General features: G+C 48.5%; 23 protein-coding genes. 19 read left to right on the plus strand and 4 right to left on the minus strand.

The annotated features are described in order from the left end of the window. The first annotated feature begins 8 nt into the window (after positions 1-8). The 15 genes from E0698_RS14655 (at position 9) to E0698_RS14725 (ending at position 14,639) form a co-directional block, all read left to right on the plus strand. The gene (locus E0698_RS14655; RefSeq protein ID WP_044647230.1) at positions 9-458 is read left to right on the plus strand and encodes a J domain-containing protein; all 450 of its coding nucleotides are present in this window, start codon (positions 9-11) and stop codon (positions 456-458) included. A gap of 32 nt (positions 459-490) precedes the next feature. Further along, complete coding sequence (locus E0698_RS14660; protein WP_192512024.1) at positions 491-1,039, plus strand: FHA domain-containing protein; 549 nt, start codon at positions 491-493, stop codon at positions 1,037-1,039. Between the two features lie 39 nt (positions 1,040-1,078). Beyond that, positions 1,079-1,606 (plus strand): FHA domain-containing protein, encoded by a 528-nt coding sequence (locus tag E0698_RS14665; RefSeq protein ID WP_044647232.1) that lies wholly within the window; start codon positions 1,079-1,081, stop codon positions 1,604-1,606. Between the two features lie 33 nt (positions 1,607-1,639). Then, positions 1,640-2,470 carry a PP2C family protein-serine/threonine phosphatase gene (locus tag E0698_RS14670; protein ID WP_192512025.1) on the plus strand — a complete coding sequence of 277 codons (831 nt, stop codon included), beginning with the start codon at positions 1,640-1,642 and terminating at the stop codon, positions 2,468-2,470. 22 nt (positions 2,471-2,492) lie between these two features. Continuing rightward, positions 2,493-4,385, plus strand: coding sequence for a PP2C family protein-serine/threonine phosphatase (locus E0698_RS14675; RefSeq protein WP_192512026.1), 1,893 nt, complete (start codon positions 2,493-2,495; stop codon positions 4,383-4,385). 47 nt (positions 4,386-4,432) lie between these two features. Then, positions 4,433-5,752: a normocyte-binding protein gene (locus tag E0698_RS14680; RefSeq protein WP_192512027.1), complete on the plus strand. Its 1,320-nt coding sequence runs from the start codon at positions 4,433-4,435 to the stop codon at positions 5,750-5,752. Continuing rightward, on the plus strand, positions 5,749-6,438 hold the full coding sequence (locus E0698_RS14685) for a hypothetical protein (protein WP_025685512.1): 690 nt from the start codon (positions 5,749-5,751) through the stop codon (positions 6,436-6,438). Before E0698_RS14680 ends, E0698_RS14685 begins: the two co-directional genes overlap by 4 nt. A 31-nt stretch (positions 6,439-6,469) precedes the next feature. Next, entirely contained in the window at positions 6,470-9,121 is a 2,652-nt protein-coding gene (locus E0698_RS14690) for a molecular chaperone (RefSeq protein WP_192512028.1), read from the plus strand. Between the two features lie 38 nt (positions 9,122-9,159). After that, the gene (locus E0698_RS14695) at positions 9,160-9,672 is read left to right on the plus strand and encodes an RDD family protein (protein WP_192512029.1); all 513 of its coding nucleotides are present in this window, start codon (positions 9,160-9,162) and stop codon (positions 9,670-9,672) included. Between the two features lie 60 nt (positions 9,673-9,732). Beyond that, the gene (locus E0698_RS14700) at positions 9,733-9,888 is read left to right on the plus strand and encodes a hypothetical protein (protein WP_170970890.1); all 156 of its coding nucleotides are present in this window, start codon (positions 9,733-9,735) and stop codon (positions 9,886-9,888) included. A 13-nt stretch (positions 9,889-9,901) separates the two neighbouring features. Beyond that, positions 9,902-10,678 (plus strand): DNA and RNA helicase, encoded by a 777-nt coding sequence (locus tag E0698_RS14705; RefSeq protein WP_192512030.1) that lies wholly within the window; start codon positions 9,902-9,904, stop codon positions 10,676-10,678. A gap of 477 nt (positions 10,679-11,155) precedes the next feature. Next, positions 11,156-11,557: an RNA polymerase sigma factor gene (locus E0698_RS14710; protein WP_192512031.1), complete on the plus strand. Its 402-nt coding sequence runs from the start codon at positions 11,156-11,158 to the stop codon at positions 11,555-11,557. A 20-nt stretch (positions 11,558-11,577) separates the two neighbouring features. Next, positions 11,578-12,159 (plus strand): ATP-dependent Clp endopeptidase proteolytic subunit ClpP, encoded by a 582-nt coding sequence (gene clpP, locus E0698_RS14715; protein WP_192512032.1) that lies wholly within the window; start codon positions 11,578-11,580, stop codon positions 12,157-12,159. A gap of 180 nt (positions 12,160-12,339) precedes the next feature. Beyond that, a complete protein-coding gene (locus tag E0698_RS14720; RefSeq protein ID WP_134913203.1) occupies positions 12,340-12,591 on the plus strand; it encodes a hypothetical protein in 252 nt (83 codons plus the stop codon). Positions 12,592-13,025: 434 nt separating this feature from the next. After that, positions 13,026-14,639, plus strand: a complete 1,614-nt coding sequence (locus E0698_RS14725; RefSeq protein ID WP_192512033.1) for a cellulase family glycosylhydrolase — start codon at positions 13,026-13,028, stop codon at positions 14,637-14,639. Between the two features lie 324 nt (positions 14,640-14,963). Here the strand turns inward: E0698_RS14725 and E0698_RS14730 are convergent, their stop codons facing one another. After that, positions 14,964-15,968 carry an LLM class flavin-dependent oxidoreductase gene (locus E0698_RS14730; protein ID WP_192512034.1) on the minus strand — a complete coding sequence of 335 codons (1,005 nt, stop codon included), beginning with the start codon at positions 15,966-15,968 and terminating at the stop codon, positions 14,964-14,966. A 172-nt stretch (positions 15,969-16,140) separates the two neighbouring features. Here E0698_RS14730 and E0698_RS14735 point away from each other — a divergent pair, with 172 nt between their 5' ends. Continuing rightward, positions 16,141-16,464, plus strand: a complete 324-nt coding sequence (locus E0698_RS14735; RefSeq protein ID WP_134913206.1) for a DUF3817 domain-containing protein — start codon at positions 16,141-16,143, stop codon at positions 16,462-16,464. A gap of 137 nt (positions 16,465-16,601) precedes the next feature. Here E0698_RS14735 and E0698_RS14740 read toward each other — a convergent pair whose 3' ends face one another. Both E0698_RS14740 and E0698_RS26885 read right to left on the minus strand, forming a co-directional pair. Further along, a complete protein-coding gene (locus E0698_RS14740; protein ID WP_192512035.1) occupies positions 16,602-17,552 on the minus strand; it encodes an acetylxylan esterase in 951 nt (316 codons plus the stop codon). A 38-nt stretch (positions 17,553-17,590) separates the two neighbouring features. Next, a complete protein-coding gene (locus E0698_RS26885; RefSeq protein WP_134914591.1) occupies positions 17,591-17,854 on the minus strand; it encodes a YkgJ family cysteine cluster protein in 264 nt (87 codons plus the stop codon). Between the two features lie 297 nt (positions 17,855-18,151). Between E0698_RS26885 and E0698_RS14750 the strand changes: the two genes are divergently transcribed. Continuing rightward, positions 18,152-18,409, plus strand: a complete 258-nt coding sequence (locus tag E0698_RS14750) for a GlsB/YeaQ/YmgE family stress response membrane protein (protein ID WP_134913208.1) — start codon at positions 18,152-18,154, stop codon at positions 18,407-18,409. 105 nt (positions 18,410-18,514) lie between these two features. Here the strand turns inward: E0698_RS14750 and E0698_RS14755 are convergent, their stop codons facing one another. Beyond that, on the minus strand, positions 18,515-19,816 hold the full coding sequence (locus E0698_RS14755) for an MFS transporter (RefSeq protein WP_192512036.1): 1,302 nt from the start codon (positions 19,814-19,816) through the stop codon (positions 18,515-18,517). A 296-nt stretch (positions 19,817-20,112) separates the two neighbouring features. Here E0698_RS14755 and E0698_RS14760 point away from each other — a divergent pair, with 296 nt between their 5' ends. Both E0698_RS14760 and E0698_RS14765 read left to right on the plus strand, forming a co-directional pair. Continuing rightward, entirely contained in the window at positions 20,113-20,964 is an 852-nt protein-coding gene (locus E0698_RS14760) for an amino acid ABC transporter substrate-binding protein (protein WP_192512037.1), read from the plus strand. A gap of 74 nt (positions 20,965-21,038) precedes the next feature. Then, positions 21,039-21,707 carry an amino acid ABC transporter permease gene (locus E0698_RS14765; protein ID WP_134913211.1) on the plus strand — a complete coding sequence of 223 codons (669 nt, stop codon included), beginning with the start codon at positions 21,039-21,041 and terminating at the stop codon, positions 21,705-21,707. Positions 21,708-21,719 lie beyond the last annotated feature (12 nt).

Raw genomic sequence — 21,719 nt, forward strand, 5'->3', positions numbered from 1 at the left:
ATCACACAATGACCAACTATTATGAGCTGCTCGGTGTCAGCCGGGATGCTTCGGAGACAGAGATTAAGCAGGCTTACCGCAAACTGGCCAAAAAGTATCATCCGGATACCAACCAGGGAAGCGAGGAGGCAACACGCAAGTTCAAGCTGATTCACGAGGCTTACAATACCTTGCGTGACGAAGCATTGCGGCAGGCATACGATGCCGAGCTCATCCGAAAAACAGAGGGAGCTGGCGGACCGCAGCAAGAGAGAGGAAGAGGGTCAGCGTCTTCCAGCGGTGCGCGCACGGCAGCCAAAGGGTTTAATCCGGCTGATATAGGAACTGATTTTGAGCAATTTTTCGGTTTTCATCCGAAAACGAAGGAAGGCTCACCGGGGAAAAAAACGAAAAAATCCGGTGATCCGACGGATACCTCGGCGATGTTTAATCAGTTTTTCGGTATTCGTAAAAAGTGATGATTTCAGGATAGAAACGGGGGAAGCAAGCAGTGAAAACGGCGCAGAACAGATGGGTTTTCATCATAGATGTTGCCATGTTCGGGCTGATGCTGGCGATCGCCTTTTATATGTTTAGTCGTACAGGCTATAGCGGTTTGAAAACCGTGGTCGTGATAGGTATCGGAATCGGCGTGCTTGTATACATATTGCGTAATCTGGTGTCAGTTGAACGTGTGGTGAAGCCAAAGACACAGCGCAATCGGATTGCCAAGCTGGTACTGATGGATGAAGAGGGCGAGTCCATTAAAGAATGGTATATCGAAGGCGAAACTTCGCTCCTGATCGGCAAAACAACGGGTCGCTCCGAGGCGGATATTGATTTGGCAGGCACAGATTATGCATCTCTTGTAAGCGTGGAGCATGCGGTGCTCAACCGGGTGAACAGCGACTGGTTTGTGGAGGATGTGGATTCCGGTAACGGTACCGGGCTGCGACCTGCAAATGAAAGTGTAACCAAGAAGCTGGAAAGCGGTGAGCCATACCGGATTTACACAGGTGATTTATTATATATCGCCAATACGAGACTGCTCGTGAAATAGCTGAAAAGACAATCATGACAATGGGGGAAGGAACCGATTATGAGTTTGACAAGATGCCCGAACGGACACATGTTCAGTACACGAAAGCACGGAAATACGTGTCCTTATTGTAATACGGTGGTAAATGTAGCCGCACCCAAAAGTGTTGAACCAACGGCAAAAACTAACGGTGCGGGAGACGATGACAGAACGATGCCGTATTTGGGCGAAACCACGGGGATTCACCCGGTAACCGGATGGCTGGTATGCATCGAAGGTGCGCAGGTGGGTCAGGACTACCGCATTATGGCTGAGAAAAACTTTATTGGACGCGCCGAGGAAATGCATGTCCGTATTATTGGTGATAACACGATTTCCCGCAGAAATCATGCGGTCATTGTGTATGATCCGAAGAAGCGTAATTTCTACTTGCTGCCGGGGGATTCGTCAGGTTTGGCGTACCACAATAACGAGGCGGTATATTCACCAGCAGAGCTGGCTGCTTATGACGTGATTCAACTGGGACACAGCAAATTTATCTTTATCCCGCTGTGCGGTGCCCATTTTGAGTGGGATAACGAAAACTAGGACGGAAGTGGCATGGTGCAGGGAGGTAACGAAATGCAGCCTTATTTTGTTGTATGCGGAGCTGCGGTGCTATTCGCTGTTCTTCTCGTGATCCGCATGCGGCTGACGCGAAGTCCCGGCAGCCGTACCGTGAGTGGAATTGAGATCGGAAATGGTCAAACGATCGGGAGCCGAAGCGAGCAGGACGATTATTTTGCAAGTATGACAACACCTGTCGGTACGCTGGCGGTTGTCGCAGACGGCATCAGCGGGCTGGCTAATGGACGCATGTCCAGTACATTGGCGGTGACGACCTTTACGAAGGCGTTCGCCAAGCTGGAGGATACGTCGAACCTGAACGGATATTTTGCAGAAACGGCAACTCAGAGCAATCGCGGTATTTTGCAAAATTTGAATGGGCAGGGTGGAGGAACGACGCTGGCGGCGGTTATCATTTGCGGCTATCAGTTGTATTACGGAGCGGTGGGCGATAGCCTGATTACGATTTACCGTAACGGTCATTTTCAGAGCGTCAATTCCAAGCATACGGCGGAAACCTTGCTGGAGGAACGGGTGCTGGCTGGGCAAATGACCACGGAAGAGGCCAAAACGAGTCCGGTTCGCAATCAATTGGTCAATTATTTGGGCTATGAGGGCTTTGAGAGCATGGAGCTTGGTGCGGCGCCGATTCGCCTGTACGCAGGCGATCATGTTCTGTTGTGCAGCGATGGAATTCAGGAGGCACTGACGGAGATTGAGCTGGAAGAGATCATGCGCAAGGGTGGAACACCGCAGGAAATGGCGGAAGCGATGATCGATACGATTAATGATAAAGGCTTTAAAAGTCAGGATAACGCGACAGTGGTTATGTTGGCGATAGGATGAAACCAGAAAGACGGGGGTAGCGATGCGCAAGGACAACAGCGATTTTAGTACCGCCTTTGTGTCGGAAGCGGGCTCTTACATAGACAACCGGGACTATTTTGCATTCATGGAGACGGACGATATGGCCTGTTATGTCCTCGCAGACGGTCTGGATTCAGATCAAGAGCTGCGCAGCGCAGAAATGGTTGTCAAAACGGTGCTGGAAAACTTCATGGAGAAGCCTTCCATGTCCAAGCGTCGCCTGATGAGAGACCTGCGTGAAGCGCAGGAATGGCTGCAATTCGAAAGCCGCCGTGTGCGGCTCAAGGCCAGTCTGCTGATGGTGGTGACCAACTACAACAAAATGGTATACGTTTCGTGCGGTAATGTGCGGCTGTATCATTTTCGCAATGGACGGCTTAATTTTCGCAGTAAGGATCATAGCTTGGCTCAGTCATTGGCGGATGACGGACGTATTCCCGACGAAGCGACCAGCACGCACGAGGAACGGGGCAATCTGCTGGAATACCTGGGAAATCCGAATGGAGTTCATGCCCATGTTGCCAAAAAGACGCAGCTTGCAGATGGAGATGTAATGCTGCTTGCCACATCCGGGATGTGGGAAGATGTTGAGCTGGCGGAAATGCTGGGTGCGCTGGAGGAAGCAAAGGACCCGGTCATGCTGACGGATACGCTGGAAGAGGTTCTGCTGAGCAAGCAGCGCCGGGCGGTGAACAATTATACGGCTGCCGCCATCTATGTGAACAAAATTTTTCAGGAAAAGCCTAAAAACCGTCGCAAGCTGATCAAACGGATTTTGATAGCGTTGCTTGCCTTTGTGATCGTAGGCGGGGGAGCGTGGATTACCCTGGCCCGTATGGCTGCGAACAAGGCCGCTGCGCTGGAAACGATGGTCGAATCGGCTCAGGCCGCGGATGATTATGCCAGGGCAGGAGATTATGCGAAGGCGCTCAAGTCCTACAGTGAAGCGAAAAACGCGGCAGTTAAAATTAACGATAAGATTCACAAGCGACTGTATACGGCAGAGCAGAAAGTATCTCAACTCATGGTTGACGGGGACGGATATGTGGAAAAAGCAGACTTTACCAAAGCCGAAGCCAGCTACGATAAAGCGCGGAAAAGTGCCGGTCTGTACCCGCCGTTTAATGTGAAGGATATTGAGAAAAAAATCGACCAGCTGGACAGCTATGCCGAAACGGCGAGCTGGATGAAGGATGGGGATCTGAAATTTCAGGGCGGCGATTACACGAGTGCGCTCAAGCTGTATACGAAGGCGAATAAAGCTGCGATGGAATCCGGCTATACATCTGCGCAAAAAGAGCTGGAGAAGAAGATTACCGAGACCAATGATAAAATGACGGCCATCCAGCAGCAGCTCAAGGAAATTCAGGCTGGCAAGCTACAGGCCAGAGGGGATCGGCTAATGAAGGATCTCGATTATGAAGGAGCCATTGACGCTTATAGCGGAGCACAGGAGATTTATCAGGAAATCGGTAAGCTTGAAAGCGTACTGGCACTGGAGCGGAGTATTGCGAAGGCAGAGGAGAAACAGAGCGCGGATCAGCAGAAAAATGGTCAGCTTGCTGCTGGAGCGGGACTATCTGACGGAGCGCTGAACGATACAGGCACCGGGGACGTAGCGGACGAAGCTGCTACTGCTGTGCCCCCTGCTACAGCATCGCAAACCAAGGCTGCGGCAGCTACGGGTAATGCTGCAACAATGAAATCAGCGGATACAGCAGCCGCGAAGAAGGAAGCTTCTTCAACTGCCAAGAGCGGCAGTACGAGTGATGGGAATGCCTCTTCGACGAAGGCACCCGCCAGCAAGGAGCAAGGAACTGCTGATTCCGCTTCCAAAGAAGCGGGTGCGTCTGATTCAGGCAGTCAGAATCAGGCGGCTGCGAACGGAAGTTGAGGTTTTCATGTTCAATGAATGCTGGAGCCGGGAAGGAGTGAGACGTCGTGAAAGAGCTGGTGCAGGACCGTTTGAGCAAGATGGACGATTTGGAGCAGAGACGTTTGCTTAAAAATATGATGGCGGGGGTGTTTATGAACCTCGTCGAATATCAGGAAGAAATGACCCGCCAGCTGGAACGGCGGGTATTTGAGGAAATTGAGAATACGGAAGAGAAGTTTGACGTGTACGTGTCATTGACATCACGTGAGGACTATGATCCGATTCATGAATTTTTATATCCGGTGTTGCCGTCAGATACTAAGGACAAGGTGATGGATATCAGCCGTGTGGCAGAGGTCGTTCGGGAAGGCGGAGCGTTGCCGCTTTTCACCCTTTTTTTGGAGATGGAGACCGAGCAGATCACCGCGCTTGTACGCAGCAAACGGGTTTTCGGAGGAACATTGGTAACGGAAACCGGAAGCTATCCGATTCGTTTTCGTCTGGAACACAACCGTTCTTATATTTTAGAGATTGAGAAGCTATATCTTATGTTCATGCAAAATGGCATGCCGTGGAAGACCATTAATCATCCGTATGCTTATAAATTCGTCGATTGTGTACTGGTTGGAGGAGAAGGCGAGCCTGACGCTGATGAGGAAATTCACGAAATTACGATCTCATTGGAGGAATTCGACGTTTTTAAGAAGGTGGATGTTTTTCCACTTTGGAACATTGAACGACTGTCTCTGAAAAACAGTGGTTTCCCAATACCGGCTATAGATCATGTGAACTATGAGCATGTGCTTCCTTTACGTAAAACAGGACCTGAGCACGGCTACCTGATTGACGGAGTGGAAGGCGATATTCGGTATATCAAGCGCACGGAAGAGGAACTGACGATTGTCACGCCTCGTGATAAGTCCGGTGAATGGAATGTGTTAAAGGTTACGAAGCCCGTCCTGACGCGACTTAGTCGTCAGACCTATCCGGTGTTGTCCAATCGGCGGCAGGACAGCTTTTTGGGCCGCTATGCAGGCAAACAGGCTGTGATCGTTCGAGCCAAAGCTGAGATTACGCGCATTGTACATTCTTTTGAAGCTGCACAGGGATTGGAATTGGAGCGTGTGGACATTTGGGGAGGCACAGGCAGAAATGATGTGAGCAAGCTTTTATCCAAATCCCAGACGTATCCGTTAAATCCGTTTGTCAGTGACAACGTGCGGACGGAGGAAGGCAAGCAGACCATGCGATTGGGGTTCAGACACGGTTCTGCGGAAGCTTCGTCAACATTTCCTGCATACATTTTATCCGACTTGATGAGCTTTCTGGTGTCGGAAGTGCAAATGTATTTCCCGGAGTACAAGTGTGAAGGAGAATGGCTGTGAATTACGTCTGGGATTTGCTTATGCGCGCAAAGGAACAGGAGTTAGATGTTAACAGCTTCCGGTTTGTACCCGCTGTCAGCTATTCCCCGTATATGGAGCTGAGTCTGACCGAGCTGAATACATCTGAGCTGGAGCAGGTGGTGGAAATCAATCCATACTACCGCTTTTATTCTATTTTTCGGGACCTGTTTCCGCCGGATGCTGAGGAGTACCTGGAGCTGAGAGAATCACTGTTCGATATTATGATACATTTTCTGGCAGAAACTGATTTGTATCAGGGCATGAATCGGCGGGAGTACCATATCCGGTTTGTTCAGCGTGACATCGGGAACGGCATTTTTGGCCCGAAGGTGAGCGAAAGCTTTGCACAGTTAAACCGTGAGGAGCAGGATGCGATTGCCGAAGGATTGCTGCGGCTGTATGAGACGGGGGAAGCTGTACATCTGCTAAAAGAAACGATGCGCCGCGTATTTCACCGTTCGATCATTTATACCAATTGTGAGGAAAAGGACGAATTGCTCATCTATATTGGTCAGGAGGAAACGCAGTTATCACGGATCAAAGCGGATTTAATTCTGGACCTGTTTCTTCCGGCGCGTTTTACGATTGAGCTGTATTGGACTCGTCATTTCGGTATTTTGGAGGCAGACCCGACGATGAAAATAGACGCTATTGCCCTCTATTAAGGCCAAATGGCAGAGAAAGGACATGTGAACGATGAACGGACCCTATACATACAGGCTGCTTGACCCGCTCACCGATCGAAAAGGCATTCGCTTCACGGCGAAATACACGCGGGCGGAGCTAGAACAAATGACGACCTTTCAGCTACGCGGAATATGTGATAAGGAGCGTCTGGTCGAGGGCTTTGCTAATCGTCTGGCACATGAAGAACTGATCCGCGTGATTTTGCGGTTTCGGAGTGCAGAGGAGCATCTGCTCATTACCCGGCCCAACCCCGGCGGCTTCGAGCGCATCGAATCGGCATTGCGGCGAAATTGGAATGACCGTCGGCAGGAGAGCGGCGGTATCCGGGTTCCCGCCAAAATTACGCTGTATCAGGGTGTGCGGACAGGCCGTATGGACAATTATCGGATTGAATCCGACCTGCCTTGGCTGAACGCGTCTAATGTGCTTCTAGTGAATGCGGTAGGCGAACTATGCGGTGTTTTGAATTTGGTAAAGGACGAGGGACGGACAGGCGTATATTACCTTTCCCGCCATCTCGACGCTGAACTGCGGGAGACGGCCAACCATAATTACAGTCTGCTGTTTTTGCGAAGACAGGAATCGGAATATTTTTATAACCTCTACTATGGAGATAAGCCAATGCTGCCATTGAAGCTTCAAGGCCAACGTATTCCGGTGGCAGAGCTGATTATTCGCGGTACTGAAACGACAGATGCGGTATTGGCAGTTGATTTTGGTACCTCGAACACCACGGCAGGCGCATATCTGGATAGTTCCTACGTTACTGCCCCAGATGCGGGCATGAGCAGTACGGTACGGCTGAATACGATTAATTATGTGTCCTTCCCCGGCCCGGAGGGAGCGGAGGGGGATTGGATCGAAGTGTTGCCGACCGCCATTCGTGTCGCGGACTGCTCTAACCCGGAGCATATTGTATACGTATTCGGAGAGGAAGCACTGCGTGGAACGGATGTAGCGGGCAGCCAGGCGACGGTACTGCGGGGCATCAAGCGCTGGGTCAATGACTATAAGCGAACTGAGGAATTAATGGATTCCGAGGGGAATACGGCGACCGCTTCCCGCAGCGAAATTTTGGCGGCTTTTATCCGCTATGTGATTGCGACAGCCGAACAGCAATTCAAGTGCCGGTTTCGTAACCTGCATTTTTCGGCACCCGTCAAGCTACAGCCGCAGTTTATCGAGATGTTTAGCGATATTTTGCCGGATTACCGGATTGAAGCAGAGGACGCGCTGGATGAAGGGCTGGCTGTGCTGTACAACACGCTGGCAGACCAGATGGAACGAGGGACGTTTGCGGACGGTGAGGAATATCAGGCCCTTGTTATTGATTGCGGTGGAGGTACAACGGATTTGTCATCCTGTCGATTCCGCATTGAGGATGGACGCATTGCCTATAAGCTTGATATTCACACCACATATGAAAATGGGGATACCAATTTTGGCGGAAACAATCTGACCTATCGGATTATGCAGTTCATGAAAATCGTGTTTGCAGGCTATTATGCAGCGGAAACGCGATTGCCTGACACCGATATTGATGCCTTGATCGGCATTCCTTCAGGGGATTTGTACCGCCATGTGGATGAGTTTGGCGTAGATGCTGTGTATGCGGGACTGGAGGAACGTTATCGAGAGGCAGAGGCCATCTTGCCTACGGCGTTCAAACAGTATGAGCATGCCACACGAGATGAATATCAGCGGGTGCTGAGCAATTTTCATCTATTATGGAGCGCGGCGGAAAATATGAAAAAGGAATTTTTCTTACGCACAGGTATCCTGCGCAGCCGCTTCGAATCCGAACAGGTATTTTCAGCCGAAAGTGACCTGAACATTGCGGTGATGGATCGTTGGCTGGTTTCAGTTATCGAAAATGGACGTTTTCGTGATGAATACGGTTTGCCTGATGTGGTGTTCAATATCCGTGAAATACAGCAGCTTCTCAAGGGGGATATCTATAATATTGTACGCAAGTTTCTGGATGATTTTTATCAGGAGGGGCGCTTGCAGGATTATTCGATTATCAAGCTGACCGGGCAGTCCTGCCGAATTGACGTATTTCGCGAGGCGCTCAAGGAATTTGTACCGGGGCGCAGCATTGAGTTCCGTCAGAAGGCGGAAGACCTGAGCCGAGTGCCTGAGCTGAAAATGGCCTGTCTGCGCGGCGCTATCCGTTATCTGAACGCCAAAAAAATGGGCACGATTGAGCCTGTCATTACCAATCATATTCCGGCCATTCCGTACACCGTCAGTGCATGGACGCATACGGGGCGCGAGAAGGAACTGATTGCGAGCTTGGAGAGCAACCGGGTGCGCGGCTCTATTTCCAGGCCATCCCATGCGGCCGAGGTGGAATTTTTTCTGACAGCGAACGGCGGCAAGCTGCGTCAGCGCCATGTATACCGCAGTCGGCCAGAAGCCTTTGAGCCGATGCCGTATGAGGAAATCGCCGTGCTGTACGGGCGGGATATTCCGCAGGATGATACCGACTCTATTCGCAACGGCGAGACGAAATATTTCGTTTTTGCAGGCGACAGCCGTTGGGGCTTTTATGTGGTGCCGATTACCCGCCGGGATGAATTGCTGCATCTGGGACCCAAACGATTTTTTGCCTTCGAAAACGATCTCTCCGAGCTGGATTTCTTTGACGGTACGAAGTAAGACAACAAGAAAAATATACAACATTGGGAGGCAACAGCATGCTGTACGCAGGTTTTTGGAAACGGGTTTTGGCGAGTATTATTGACAATCTGTTGATGTGGTTCGTGTTTATGATTCTGGGTCTGATCTGGTTTGTGATTCAAGCCATTGGGGACTGGGGGTCTTCTTCGGCAGAAACCTCTTTACTCACAGACGGATCGCCCCCTATTTTTACAATGAAGATGGTTGGACAGACTTTGCTTAATTGGGGTGCGATGTGGCTGTATCACGCGATTATGGAATCTTCCAAATGCAAAGCCTCGGTGGGCAAGCTGGCTCTCGGGATCGTCGTGGTAGATGAGTTTAACCAGAAGCTCAGCTTTGGACGTGCCAGTGCCCGCCATTGGAGTAAGTTTATATCCGCTATCATTCTGTGCATCGGCTTTATCATGACCGCTTTCACGGCCCAAAAACAAGCCCTTCACGATCTGATCGCTCGTACCTACGTCGTGGACAAACGTGAACTGAATCATATCCTGCGTGAGCAGGCCGAGCGGGGAGCCGGGATGTAAAGGTAGATAAATAGATCTTAAAATCCTAATGAATCGCAGTTTTCAATCAGGGGGAGCACGATGGATATACGCAGATTTTTAGAAAAGAATTTTCGCCTGTTTACTGGATTACTCGGAGGAAGTAAAGCTCAGCCCACCGATGATGGAGTTACTGTTCCGCCTCCTGCGCCCGGTGTGAATCGGCTGTCTGTTCCCCTGAATAAAGAAGAATTGTGAAAGGAGGGAAACCATGTTAACCCATATCGTTCCGAAGTTTGAGAAAGGCCGTATTCTTAAAACCGAGATGCTGGAAAATCTGCGAGATTATCCTCGCAGTTTTCTGGATATCCGGTATCAGGATTATTCGGATGGCATTATTACCGGGATGAACGTCACTGTCGGGGAGCATACGCTGACCATTGGCAGAGGCATTGTAAAGCACAAGGGCAGGCTGTACCTGCTGGAGCAAGAGCAGGAAGTGCCATATAAGGCTATGGGGCGGCTGTCGGTGTTGAAGCTGCTATTTATGGAACAAACGGATCGACCGGATTTCACTGTTCATTATGCGGATATTGTGCTGGAGGATGAGCCAGAGCTGGGTCTGGATGAGCTGGAGCTGGGCAGGTTTAAGCTCAAAGATGGAGCCGTGCTTCGCTCGGATTATCAGGATTTTGCTGATATGGCTACCGAATTCAATACATGGAGCGATATCCATGCTCCCTTTGCAGGCTTGCATCAAAGTACATTGCGCCCGGAAACGATGCGGTATTTTGCATCCGAGCTGCTTAAAAGTGGCGCAACCGATCCGATGGATTGTATGTTTGCGCTCATGTGCCTGAACCTGGAAGCCGTGGACAGAGAATCTATCCAGCATTACATTGCAAACCGAAGCGGTGCGGAATACAGAGACTATTCCCAGGTACAGCTACACAGACAGTTAGTTCTTATTCTGGAAGGCGCTGGACGAGGGAAACGTACAGCAGGTCGCTGGCAAAGCGGCGGAGCCGGACGGATGATTGTGGATTAGTCTGTATGCGAAGGAAAATTTCCGAAAATTTTAACTTGGCATCATCAGGATCCAGGAAAAATGCAAATAGTTGATGATAACGGTAAATTCTTTATTCAAACCTGAGTAGTCTCAAAATTCGACAAGCCCCCAATATGGAAGTAGGATGCTTTAACGTACCCTTTTAAACAAAAATTTACATATGTCCAAAAGTAGGAATAAAGTCACTGAGACTATAGGCACTGTTTTGATGAATTGAAACTTCCCTTATTTGCGAAAAATCGACATTTATTTTGACAGAGGTACATGTGTTGGAGGGAGTTATTAGTAAATGGAGTTGCCGTATCAACGAACTAGGCCCCGTGAATCAGCTGTTTTTTGTTTAATTTACTTGTTACAATAAAACCATTAAACGACCGTATCCTTTTGATATACAATTCCGTCTACCTCAATGAAACACTCAAACTCAAATGGACTGAACAAAGGGGGGCCCCAAATATGGCCTTTGTGATATCCGAACGGATGAAAAATGAATCTTCCCACACTAAGGGGAATGAACCATTCCAAAAAGTACTTCCTGCGTTGTACCGCTACTGTCTTTCGTTGACAGGCTCGATATGGGATGCCGGGGATTTGGCGCAGGCGACTTTCCTGCATATGCTGCAATCTGAGAAAAAACTGCATGAACTGGAGAATGGCGAGGCTTATTTAATCCGTTCCGCACGTAATCGATGGATTGATGACGCAGGAGACGCACAACGCTGGATTACGCTTGGTTTGAACGATATGGCTGAGCCAATAGCGGTTGCCGGATCAGTGCTATATCAGAGCTTTTATTCTTCCGGCGCTCAAATGAACTCTAATCCTTCCCATGGCATGCAGGCTAGGATGGCCGCTTAACAAGAGGGGAGTTTTGGAAAATGAGTACCATTCCTTATGTAATTGAGCAAACGAACCGCGGAGAGCGAAGCTATGATATTTATTCGCGGCTATTAAAGGATCGTATCATTATGGTGTCGGGCGAGATTGAGGATCATATGGCAAATGTTATTGTAGCGCAACTGCTGCATCTTACCGCCGAGGATTCCGAGAAGGACATACAGATGTATATTAACAGTCCGGGCGGGTCCATTTCAGCGGGGTTTGCCATTTATGATACGATGCAATTTGTGAAAAATGATATATCTACCCTATGCACAGGCATGGCGGCAAGCTTTGGTACGATTTTGCTGACCGGAGGTACAAAGGGCAAGCGGATGGCGCTGCCCAACAGTGAAATTATGATTCACCAGCCGCTGGGCGGAGCCAAGGGCCAAGCTTCGGATGTGCTGATTTACGCCGAGCGTCTGATCAAGAGCCGGAAACAGTTGAACCGTATTTTGGCAGATCATACTGGGCAACCGCTGGAGCGTGTGGAAAAAGATACTGACAGAGATCACTTCCTTACGGCTGAGGAAGCGGTAGCATATGGCTTGGTGGATCAAATCGTTACTCGCATCTAGCTTTTATTGAAAATTTTATGTGATCCCTCGCTAATTCTGAAAAAATTCAAGGTTTGTTCATTGCAATTGATGAGTAATAGGTTTATAATTTCAAACGGATTCAAAGGGCTTATCCCGGGAATTCATCCCATCTGAGCCTGCGTATGCATGCTCAAATAAGAATTAAGCGAGGGATTTACAATGAAAACCTGCTGCACTATCCAGGTAGACGAAGACAGTTTAGTTATTGATTTGCCAGAAGAAGGAACCACGCTGGATTCCCTGCTCGGTGATATTGAGAGCTGTGGAGGAAGTGAAGAGCCTTGGCTGCAACTAATCGACAAGGTAATGGGCAACTCATCTGAGACTATACTGACGGGTCAAGTGACGGATGGCGGCGATACGAAGGAAGATCAGACGACCAAAGAACCTCAGGCAACCGCTCAGGGGTAATAGGCAGATCATACGTTAATACGATTTTTTAACACGATACGATTCACATACATGATCATGTATAAGACTGCTATACCGGGCCGAAGGGCGTCGGGAAGCAGTCTTTTTTTAGCATGATAGAAAGTTGAAATTCTCTCTCTATCCGCTAAAATTCGTCAAATTTTGCAGTCCGCAGATGAGTCTTTTGTCCCTCCTGCTCTCTGCAATAGCAAACGTAATGGCAAACATCCCGAAACCGTGACTTCCTGTTCATTTTCCACCATAAGGTCGAAATATAACATGGAACTAACTATAATAGTAGTAACATCCATATACAGGTAAGTGACACCTAATGTTGGACCTGATCCTCTTGCTGTATAAAGGAAGGGAGCAAAAAGGCGGAGAACAACGTACTGATAAGCTTATCCACTTTATTAAAAGGAAGGAATGTGTAAATGATGAATGGGCAATGGGTCCTGCCAAGGATCGCAAAAAGAGTAGCGGTGATGTTAACGGCGGTATTACTGTTGACGTTAACGAACGGATTTAACTGGAATGAGCAGACCGCAGAGGCTGCCAGTATAACTCCTGTGGAGCGTTACGGACAACTTTCAGTGAAGAATGGTAAGCTGGTGGATAAAACCGGGAAGCCTGTACAGCTCAAAGGGATCAGCTCTCATGGTGTCCAATGGTTTGGGGATCTGGTGAATGAGGACTCGATGAAATGGCTGCGGGACGACTGGGGCATTTCCGTGTTCCGGGTTGCGCTATACACTGAGGAAGACGGTTATATTGCCAATCCTTCATTAAAAAATAAAGTGAAGGAAGCCATTGAAGCAGCACAGAAACTGGGTCTGTACGTCATTATCGACTGGCATATTCTCTCGGATGGTGATCCGAACATTCATAAAAATCAAGCCAAGGCTTTCTTTAATGAATTTGCAACTCAGTACGGGAATTTGCCAAACGTGATCTACGAGCTTGCCAACGAACCGAACGGGAACGTGAACTGGAACAACCAAATTCGTCCTTATGCGTTGGAGGTATCCCAGGTTATTCGAGCCAAGGACCCGGACAATATTATTATTGCGGGTACAGGCATGTGGAGTCAGGATGTACACGATGCAGCAGATAACCCACTTCCAGACAAAAATACGCTGTACACCGTGCATTTCTATGCGGGTACGCACGGACAATACCTGCGGGATCGCGTCGATTACGCGCTGAACAAGGGCGTGGGCATATTTGCTACGGAATGGGGAACCAGTGATGCTTCGGGTAACGGGGGGCCGTTCCTGAATGAGTCTAAGGTATGGACAGATTTTCTGGCTAGTCGTGGAATCAGTTGGGCAAACTGGTCGTTGGCCGATAAAAATGAAACCTCTGCTGCGCTTTTACCTGGCGCTAACCGTAAAGGGGGATGGCCTGATTCACAATTGTCGGCTTCCGGTAAATTCGTAAAACAAGCCATTCTGGAAGGCTCCAACAACAATACTGGAGGCGACAATAACGGTGGTGACAGTGGCGAAGATGGTAACAATGGTGGGAATAACAGTGGTGGAAACAACGGCGGCGATAACGGCAACGGAGGAAGCACACCAGGCGGGGACGATCAAGGGATTGTGCTTCAGTATCGCACCGGAGACACGAATACCAAGGATAACGCAATCCGCCCTGAATTTAATATCAAAAACACAGGGAAAACAGCTGTCAAGCTGAGTGATTTGAAAATTCGCTACTATTACACAGATGAAAGCAAACAGGGTCAGCAATTTTTTGTAGACTGGGCCAAGGTTGGAAATGAAAAGGTAAAAGCGACTTTTGTAACATTGCCAGAGCCGAAGGCCAAGGCTGATAAATATGTGGAAATTTCATTTAATGATGGAACAGGTACTATTCAGCCCGGCGGGGAAAGCGGAGAAATTCACCCCCGTATCCATGCTGGGAACTGGAGCAATTTTGATGAAACCAACGATTATTCGTATGGTGCCAGCCAAACTGCCTTCGCAAACTGGGACCGTGCAACCGTTTATCAACAGGGCAAGCTGGTATGGGGTATAGAGCCTTAAGGCACAACAGGGATCATGCCCGGAATGAGTAAAGAACATGGGACTTTTGGGTCCATACTTTTCAATATTGGATTATAGAGTATGCGCTTTTGGTATATGGGTACTGGAACTTTAGGAGGGCGATTTCAGAACTTTGGTTCCGGTGTTCATACTACTAAAGTACCATATGATATTCGACTTTAGTGGTTCTTGAACTACTTCTATAGCACAGAGGGCTTGGTCCTAATGGACCGTCCCTTAACAAAGAACCCCCGTGTTTGCCATTACAGGCAGGCGGGGGTTCTTTGCGTTTTCAAATATCGGTGTTTCTAGGTTCAATCGTGTTTAAGCTAAATCAAAAGCTTTGGCCAGCAGACGATAGGACTGAACGCGCTTATCAAAGTCATGAATGGATGAGACAACTAGCAGCTCATCGGTACGATACTGCTCAGCCAAGCGTAGTAATTGCTCCTTACACTGATCGGGTGTACCGACAACGCGCCATGATGCTGACTGACGCAGTCGCTCGCGATCAAACTCCGTGTACGGATAGGACAGCGCTGTTTTCACTGATGGCAGTGAAGTCATTTCTTTGCCTTGCATGAGCAACAGGAAAAACAAGCTGGCGCTGGAAGCCAACTGTTCGGCTTCTTCTGTAGTTTCAGCGCATGATACAGTAACTGCCGCCATGGAGCGGGGTTTATCGCCCAGGATGGAAGGCTGATACTGATCGTGGTAACGTGCGGTAGCTTCCACCCCACCCGGTGTGCCGAAAAATTGGGCAAAAGCATAGGATGCACCCATCATCGCGGCTAATCTTGCGCTTTCTCCACTGGAACCGAGCAGCCACAGCTCAGGAATAGTCGAAATCGTCGGTGCCGCATGAAGCCCGGCAAACCGATGGTCGGCAGGCACGGAATCATGGAAATAATCAATTATATCGAGAATCTGTTGTGGATATTGCTCGACGGATTGGTACTTACCTTCCTGCAAGGCACGTGTAGCAAGCGGCAAACCGCCGGGAGCACGTCCCAGCCCCAGATCAATTCGGCCTGGATGAAGCGCCTCCAGCAGCCGGAAATTCTCAGCGACTTTATATGCGCTGTAGTGGGGCAGCATAATACCGCCTGAGCCGACGCGAATACGTGATGTATTCGCAGCCAAATGTGCGATCAGCACCTCAGGGCTGGAGTGTGCAAGCATTTTGGACGCATGATGCTCGGACACCCAATAACGGCTATACCCCAGCTTGTCGGCTTCACGCGCTAACGCAGTTGTATGGGATAAGGCATCCTGAGCAGTACCGCCTTCAGGAATATGAGACTGGTCCAGTATACCCAGTTTAAGCATTTTGCAATCACCTCTTACACAACTGTATCAGACACAACTCATTTGGTCAAAACTTGAAATTGGATGGTTTGGTGTTAAAGTTGAATCGGTTGGAGTTTAGGAATCTTTTCGTTATAATGAAGGAAGTGCAGGATGAGAGAACATCCTTGCTTTTGGAAAGGGGAACGAACGTGTGTTAAGAACACCTTTGGGGCGTGTCCGGCTCATGCTCTGGATTCAAGGTATAGCGTATTTGGCGATATTATTCACCCATCAGCCGCTGCAAGCTGCGGGCATGACCCAGACGGTCATGGTGATCGGTAACATATACCGGATCAGCTTTCTGCTGCTCCTTGTCGCTTTGATCTATGGTAAAACAGCGCTGAATTGGTCCCTCCGGCGGCCTTTATTCATTATATTTGCATCCTTCATTCCTTTTGGCCTGATCATTATGGATTGGGTGTGGGTGAGGAAATGGACAGGGGATTCGGCAGCAGAACAGCGAGCCGCATCGTAATATTTTAGTATAGGCCGAGTGTGATTTCGAGGATTGCTCCTTGAACCCCACAAGCGGGACTAGCCCTGGTGCAGCAGAGAAGAGAGCATTGCGCAGTTTGACGCGTGGTGTTCTTTTTTTGTGCACCGGAAGCTAATTTAATTGAATGCGTTCATTAAAAATTCAGCAGTTTTACGTCTTTGAAAGCCTTCCACCCAATGTCCCGTAAATGGATAAACTTCAATTGTTTTAGGTGATTCAATGCGATTATAAGCAGCAAAAATCGTCTCTGGCATGCAAACAGTATCCTTAAGTCCGACTGATACCATCACTGGAATACGAATGCGATGAGCAAGATTCATGACGTCAAAATAACTTAATGTATGTAGCACCTGCTCCAAATGCTCCGGGAATCGGTTTGCGAATTCGGCAGCTTCCGTCAGCGAACTGGTAGAATTCATCATACCAAAATCCATATGGCACATATTAGGAATGTCAGCTACCGTAACAGCAGCTTTATCACTGAGAGCACCCACCATTAGTGCAAGCCCGCCGCCCTGGCTGGCCCCAGAGATTGCAATTTTGCTCGCATCCACATCCGGCTGCTCCGCCACCCAATCCACCGCTCTGAGGGCATCTGTCGTTATCGTTTTGTAGTAGCAAGTATCTTTATCCAAAATCCCTTTTGTTACCCAGCCTTTAACCGTACCATGAGGATCGTCCAAACGGTCTCCTGTTTCACCACCCTGACCACGTACATCTACGGCAAATACAGCAAAGCCAAGCATCAGCCAGGACGAGTAATCCTCAGGATAGCCCTTGCCCCCTGTGTAGCCATGGAAAAGGACAATACACGGCAGCTTTTGATTACCGGCAAATTGGGGACGTATATACCATGCATGCAGCGGCGTATCATCCACACCTTCAAAGGTAACCCGTGAGGCATGAATATGAGGATACGGCGTTTCCACTGGTGTTTTGAACGCGCGCACGGGCTTAGCCTGTACATCTTCCAGTGTTTTGTCCCAGAACAGCTCGATATCCTTAGGGGCGGTAAGATCCGGCTGATACTGCTTCAATTCGGCAATTCTTTTGTCAATGATATTCATAGTAAAAAAATCCTCCTTCATATAGAACGAGTATCTACTCAAGCTTTCCCCGGTAAAGTAGACTCTTCCAGCGCTCTTAGCCGCTCAAATGCTTCTTCGTTTGTGCTTCCGCACGTATCTTCATCAGCATGAAATCCACTGCATACTGCTGGACGCTCAGGTTTGCCAAACAATCGGCAGCGGTAATCCGTAGTGAGCTGAGGGCAAGGGACACCAGCCGGTTTTCCATCGGGCATGCCGGGAATAGGGGATGAAATCGTAATAGCAATACAGCACGCGGCACATCCGACACGACACTCCAGTTGGGGTCACTCCTTAACATCTGTTATTTTTGAAATGTATGCATGAAGCGACTTCAATGAAGCCATAATGTGAGGATGGCACAAAAAAAGCAGGAACACAAGGATAACTGTATTTTATACACGCTTTGCACACAAGGGTTATAAATAGGGAGGTAGGCACGTAGGATGGTATCAAGCTCCTAAGTCATTGTTCTGTTCATTAGGTAATATTAACCATTTGTGCTCAGTGTGTTCAAAAGGAGTTCGAGTGGTTAATAATAGAACACAACGATAAAAACTTAAACGAGGTGAAGTAAAATGAGTTGGTTATGGGCATTGATTGTTGGAGGTATTATTGGTTGGTTGGCAGGAGTTATCGCAGGTCGTGATGTTCCGGGTGGCGTGATTGGTAACATCATCGCTGGTTTTATCGGTGCATGGTTGGGTGGTTTGATCCTGGGCGACTGGGGTCCTGAAATCGGATCGTTCTACATCGTCCCTGCATTAATTGGTGCGATTGTGCTGGTTGTTATCGTAAGCTTGATCTTCCGTTCCATTGGACGGAGCAGGGGCTAACACATAAAACATCGATTCCACTAGCCCTTATAGGGCATAAGGGTATCAAATGAAAAGAAGCTGCTTCAGCAAGGTTCACAAATGAACCTGCAGGAGCAGCTTTTTTTATTGAAACCGCCTGATATGAGGCACACATAAAACGCCCAACACGATGCACATGCCAATGGTTGAAAACAGGCCGATGGTGAAGATGCCGCCAAGCTTGTCCGCGATCGCACCCACAGCCAGATAACCTACAGGCAGCAGGGCAAAAGAAAACATCAGATCCAGACTGGCTACACGGCCAAAGGATTCAGCGGGCACCATTTCCTGAAGGCTTGTTTCCCAAATGATCGCAAATATCATAATGCCGAACCCTTCAAGCATCATGCTCATAATCAGCCCCGGCATCCAGGTGACTACAGACAACAATAGTAAAGCAAGCCCGCTGACAAAAGCCCCGAAGTAAGCGAGCAGACCGCGATGCTTCCAATGCTTGCGAGACCCGTATACAAAGGCACCCAGCATAGCTCCAACGCCGCTACTTGCCATCGCAACGCCATACACGACTGAACTGTAGCTATGATGAACCTTGAACAGCCACGGAATGAGTACCGCAATAATACCGGAGTAACAAATATTAATGAAGGAAAAAGCCAGAATCGTAATCCACAGCCACGGATGACTTTTAAGAATCGTAAAGCCCGCAATAAAATCTTTGAGAAAATGCTGACCTTCCTGATCCTGTTGTTCTGCATTTGCCTGGCGCTTACCGATGAGCGAGGCTAAATGACTGCTCAGCATCCAGAAGCAGGCAAAAGATATCAGATAGGAGATAGAATCCAGCCCAAAGCCGACTCCTGCTGAAGTAAAGGATACAATGAAGCCGCCCAGTGGAGGCCCGAGCAGACGGACAGCTTGAATACTAATCTGACTGAGCGCGTTAGCCGCATTGCGAATATCCGGCGTAAACACCTGTGCGCGCAAGGCAGAATAAGCCGGATTAAAGATCCCGTCCATCAATCCGTATAAGGCAAGGCCAACGAACAGATACGGCAGTTTCATACCGTCGGTAAACATCAGCACCGCCGCAGCGAACATGAGTACGAAGCGAGCAATGTTCGTGAACAGAAGCAGACGGATTCGGTCGATCCGATCCACGATCATCCCGGCAAAGGGCAGAATAAGCACGTTAGGCAGCATATAGACAGTCATAGCCAGCCCCATGATTGTAGTCGAGCCAGTCAGGGAATAGATAACCAGTGGCAAAATGACGGTGGTAACCGAGGTTCCCAGCATAGCGATCCAATGTCCAAGCCACAGTAGAGTGAACGCTTTGGATTGCCTTAAAGGCGAAGTGAAGGTGGCCCAAGCTGAACGTCTTCCTTCGGGTGAAGCAGAGGATAGGGTTGAATTTTGGGTTTCCATAGTGCCTTCCTTTCATTCAAAGACGAGGTAAATATTACTAATCTTCATATAGAAATCTATTATACGAGACCTCTGACATAAAGGTACAGAAAAAAGTTACTATGAGGATAGATACAATGAATAGTCTGTCTATGAATGAGTCAACCTAGGATAACTTTGAGCCCAGAATGCTATAGCTCACCTTTTGCATAGGGATTATTGGATAAAAGCATTGACGTGTAAAAATGAATGATGTACTATTCAATGAGCCAGCTACGTGCTAGGTTATCAAGAAAAAGGAAAAGAGTGTGGTTAACATGAAAAAATTTAGATTTTTACCAGTCGTACTGATCGTAATGGCTTTGCTGGTTTCGGCCTGCGGCAACAACGACAAAGGTGCTAATTCAAATAATGCTTCTACCGGGGATGCCGGGCCTAATAATGGAAAAGCAGATACAACCGCCACAGCTACTTTGGAATCTGTAAAAGCGAGCGGCAAGCTGCGAATCGGTACGGAAGGTACCTATGCTCCATTTACCTACCATGATGCTGCTGGTAAACTGACAGGCTTCGACGTCGATATTGCGACTGAAGTGAGTAAACGCCTGGGTGTACAACCGGAGTTTATCGAGACGCAATGGGACGGCATATTCGCAGGGTTGAACTCCAAGCGGTTTGACACGGTTTTTAATGAAGTATCCATTACAGATGAGCGCAAGCAAAAATACGATTTTTCCGATCCGTACATTGTCTCCAAGGCAGTGCTGATCGTGAGCGAAGATAATAATGACATCAAAAAGTTTGCTGATCTGAAAGGTAAAAAGGCCGGGCAATCCCTGACCAGCAACCTGACTCAAATCGCAAAGAGCAATGGCGCGGAAATTGTGGCAACGGATGGATTCAATCAGGCGATTGATCTCCTGACATCCAAACGAGTGGATGCAACCGTCAATGATGGTTTGTCCTATCTTGATTTGAAAAAGCAAAAGCCTGACGCTCCCATCAAAAAGGTAGATGAATCTCCAGATGCTTCACACAGCGCGGCTGTTTTTAATAAAGGTAGCGAAGACTTGATCGAGGAAGTCAACAAAGCGCTGGCTGACATGAAGGCTGACGGTACGTACCTGAAAATTTCCGAGAAATATTTTGGAGCCGACGTATCCAAATAACACACGAATAACCGGAGTCTCGCCATGTCGAACCGGACTTTCGCAAACTTATCTTTTTAAAGGATGTCTGCACAATGGATGATCGACAGATACAAATTATTATCGATTCATTACTGCCTCTGCTGAAAGCAGGGGTTTCTTTTACGATTCCGCTCACACTCATCTCCTTTGCTCTGGGCTTGATACTGGCGCTGGTTACGGCGTTGGCTCGATTGTCCAAATGGAGAATACTCAAGCTGATTTCCGGCTTCTATGTGTGGGTGATTCGGGGAACACCGTTGCTGGTGCAATTGTATATTATTTTCTACGGTTTGCCTTCAGTTGGCATTACGCTGGACCCTTTTATAGCTTCAGTGATCGGCTTTACGCTCAGCGTGGGGGCTTATGGCTCTGAAATTATGCGTGCGGCAATTATATCCATTCAGGAAGGCCAGTGGGAGGCGGGATATTCCTTGGGGATGACGCGCTGGCAAGTGCTGCGGCGTATCGTGCTTCCACAAGCAGCCCGTGTGTCCGTACCGCCGTTAGCGAATTCTTTCATCAGTTTGGTAAAGGATACTTCGCTGGCTGCGACCATCACCTATGTGGAAATGTTCAGAACAGCTAACCAGATTGTAGCCACCACGTATGAACCGTTATTGGTGTATACCGAGGCGGGGGTTATTTATCTGCTGTTTAGCACCGTCTTGACCGTGCTGCAAAATTACCTGGAGAAGCGGTTGAGCCGTTTTTCCGTCAGATAAAGGAGATTGTAC

The sequence above is a fragment of the Paenibacillus sp. 23TSA30-6 genome, assembly GCF_014858585.1.
GTDB lineage: Bacteria > Bacillota > Bacilli > Paenibacillales > Paenibacillaceae > Paenibacillus.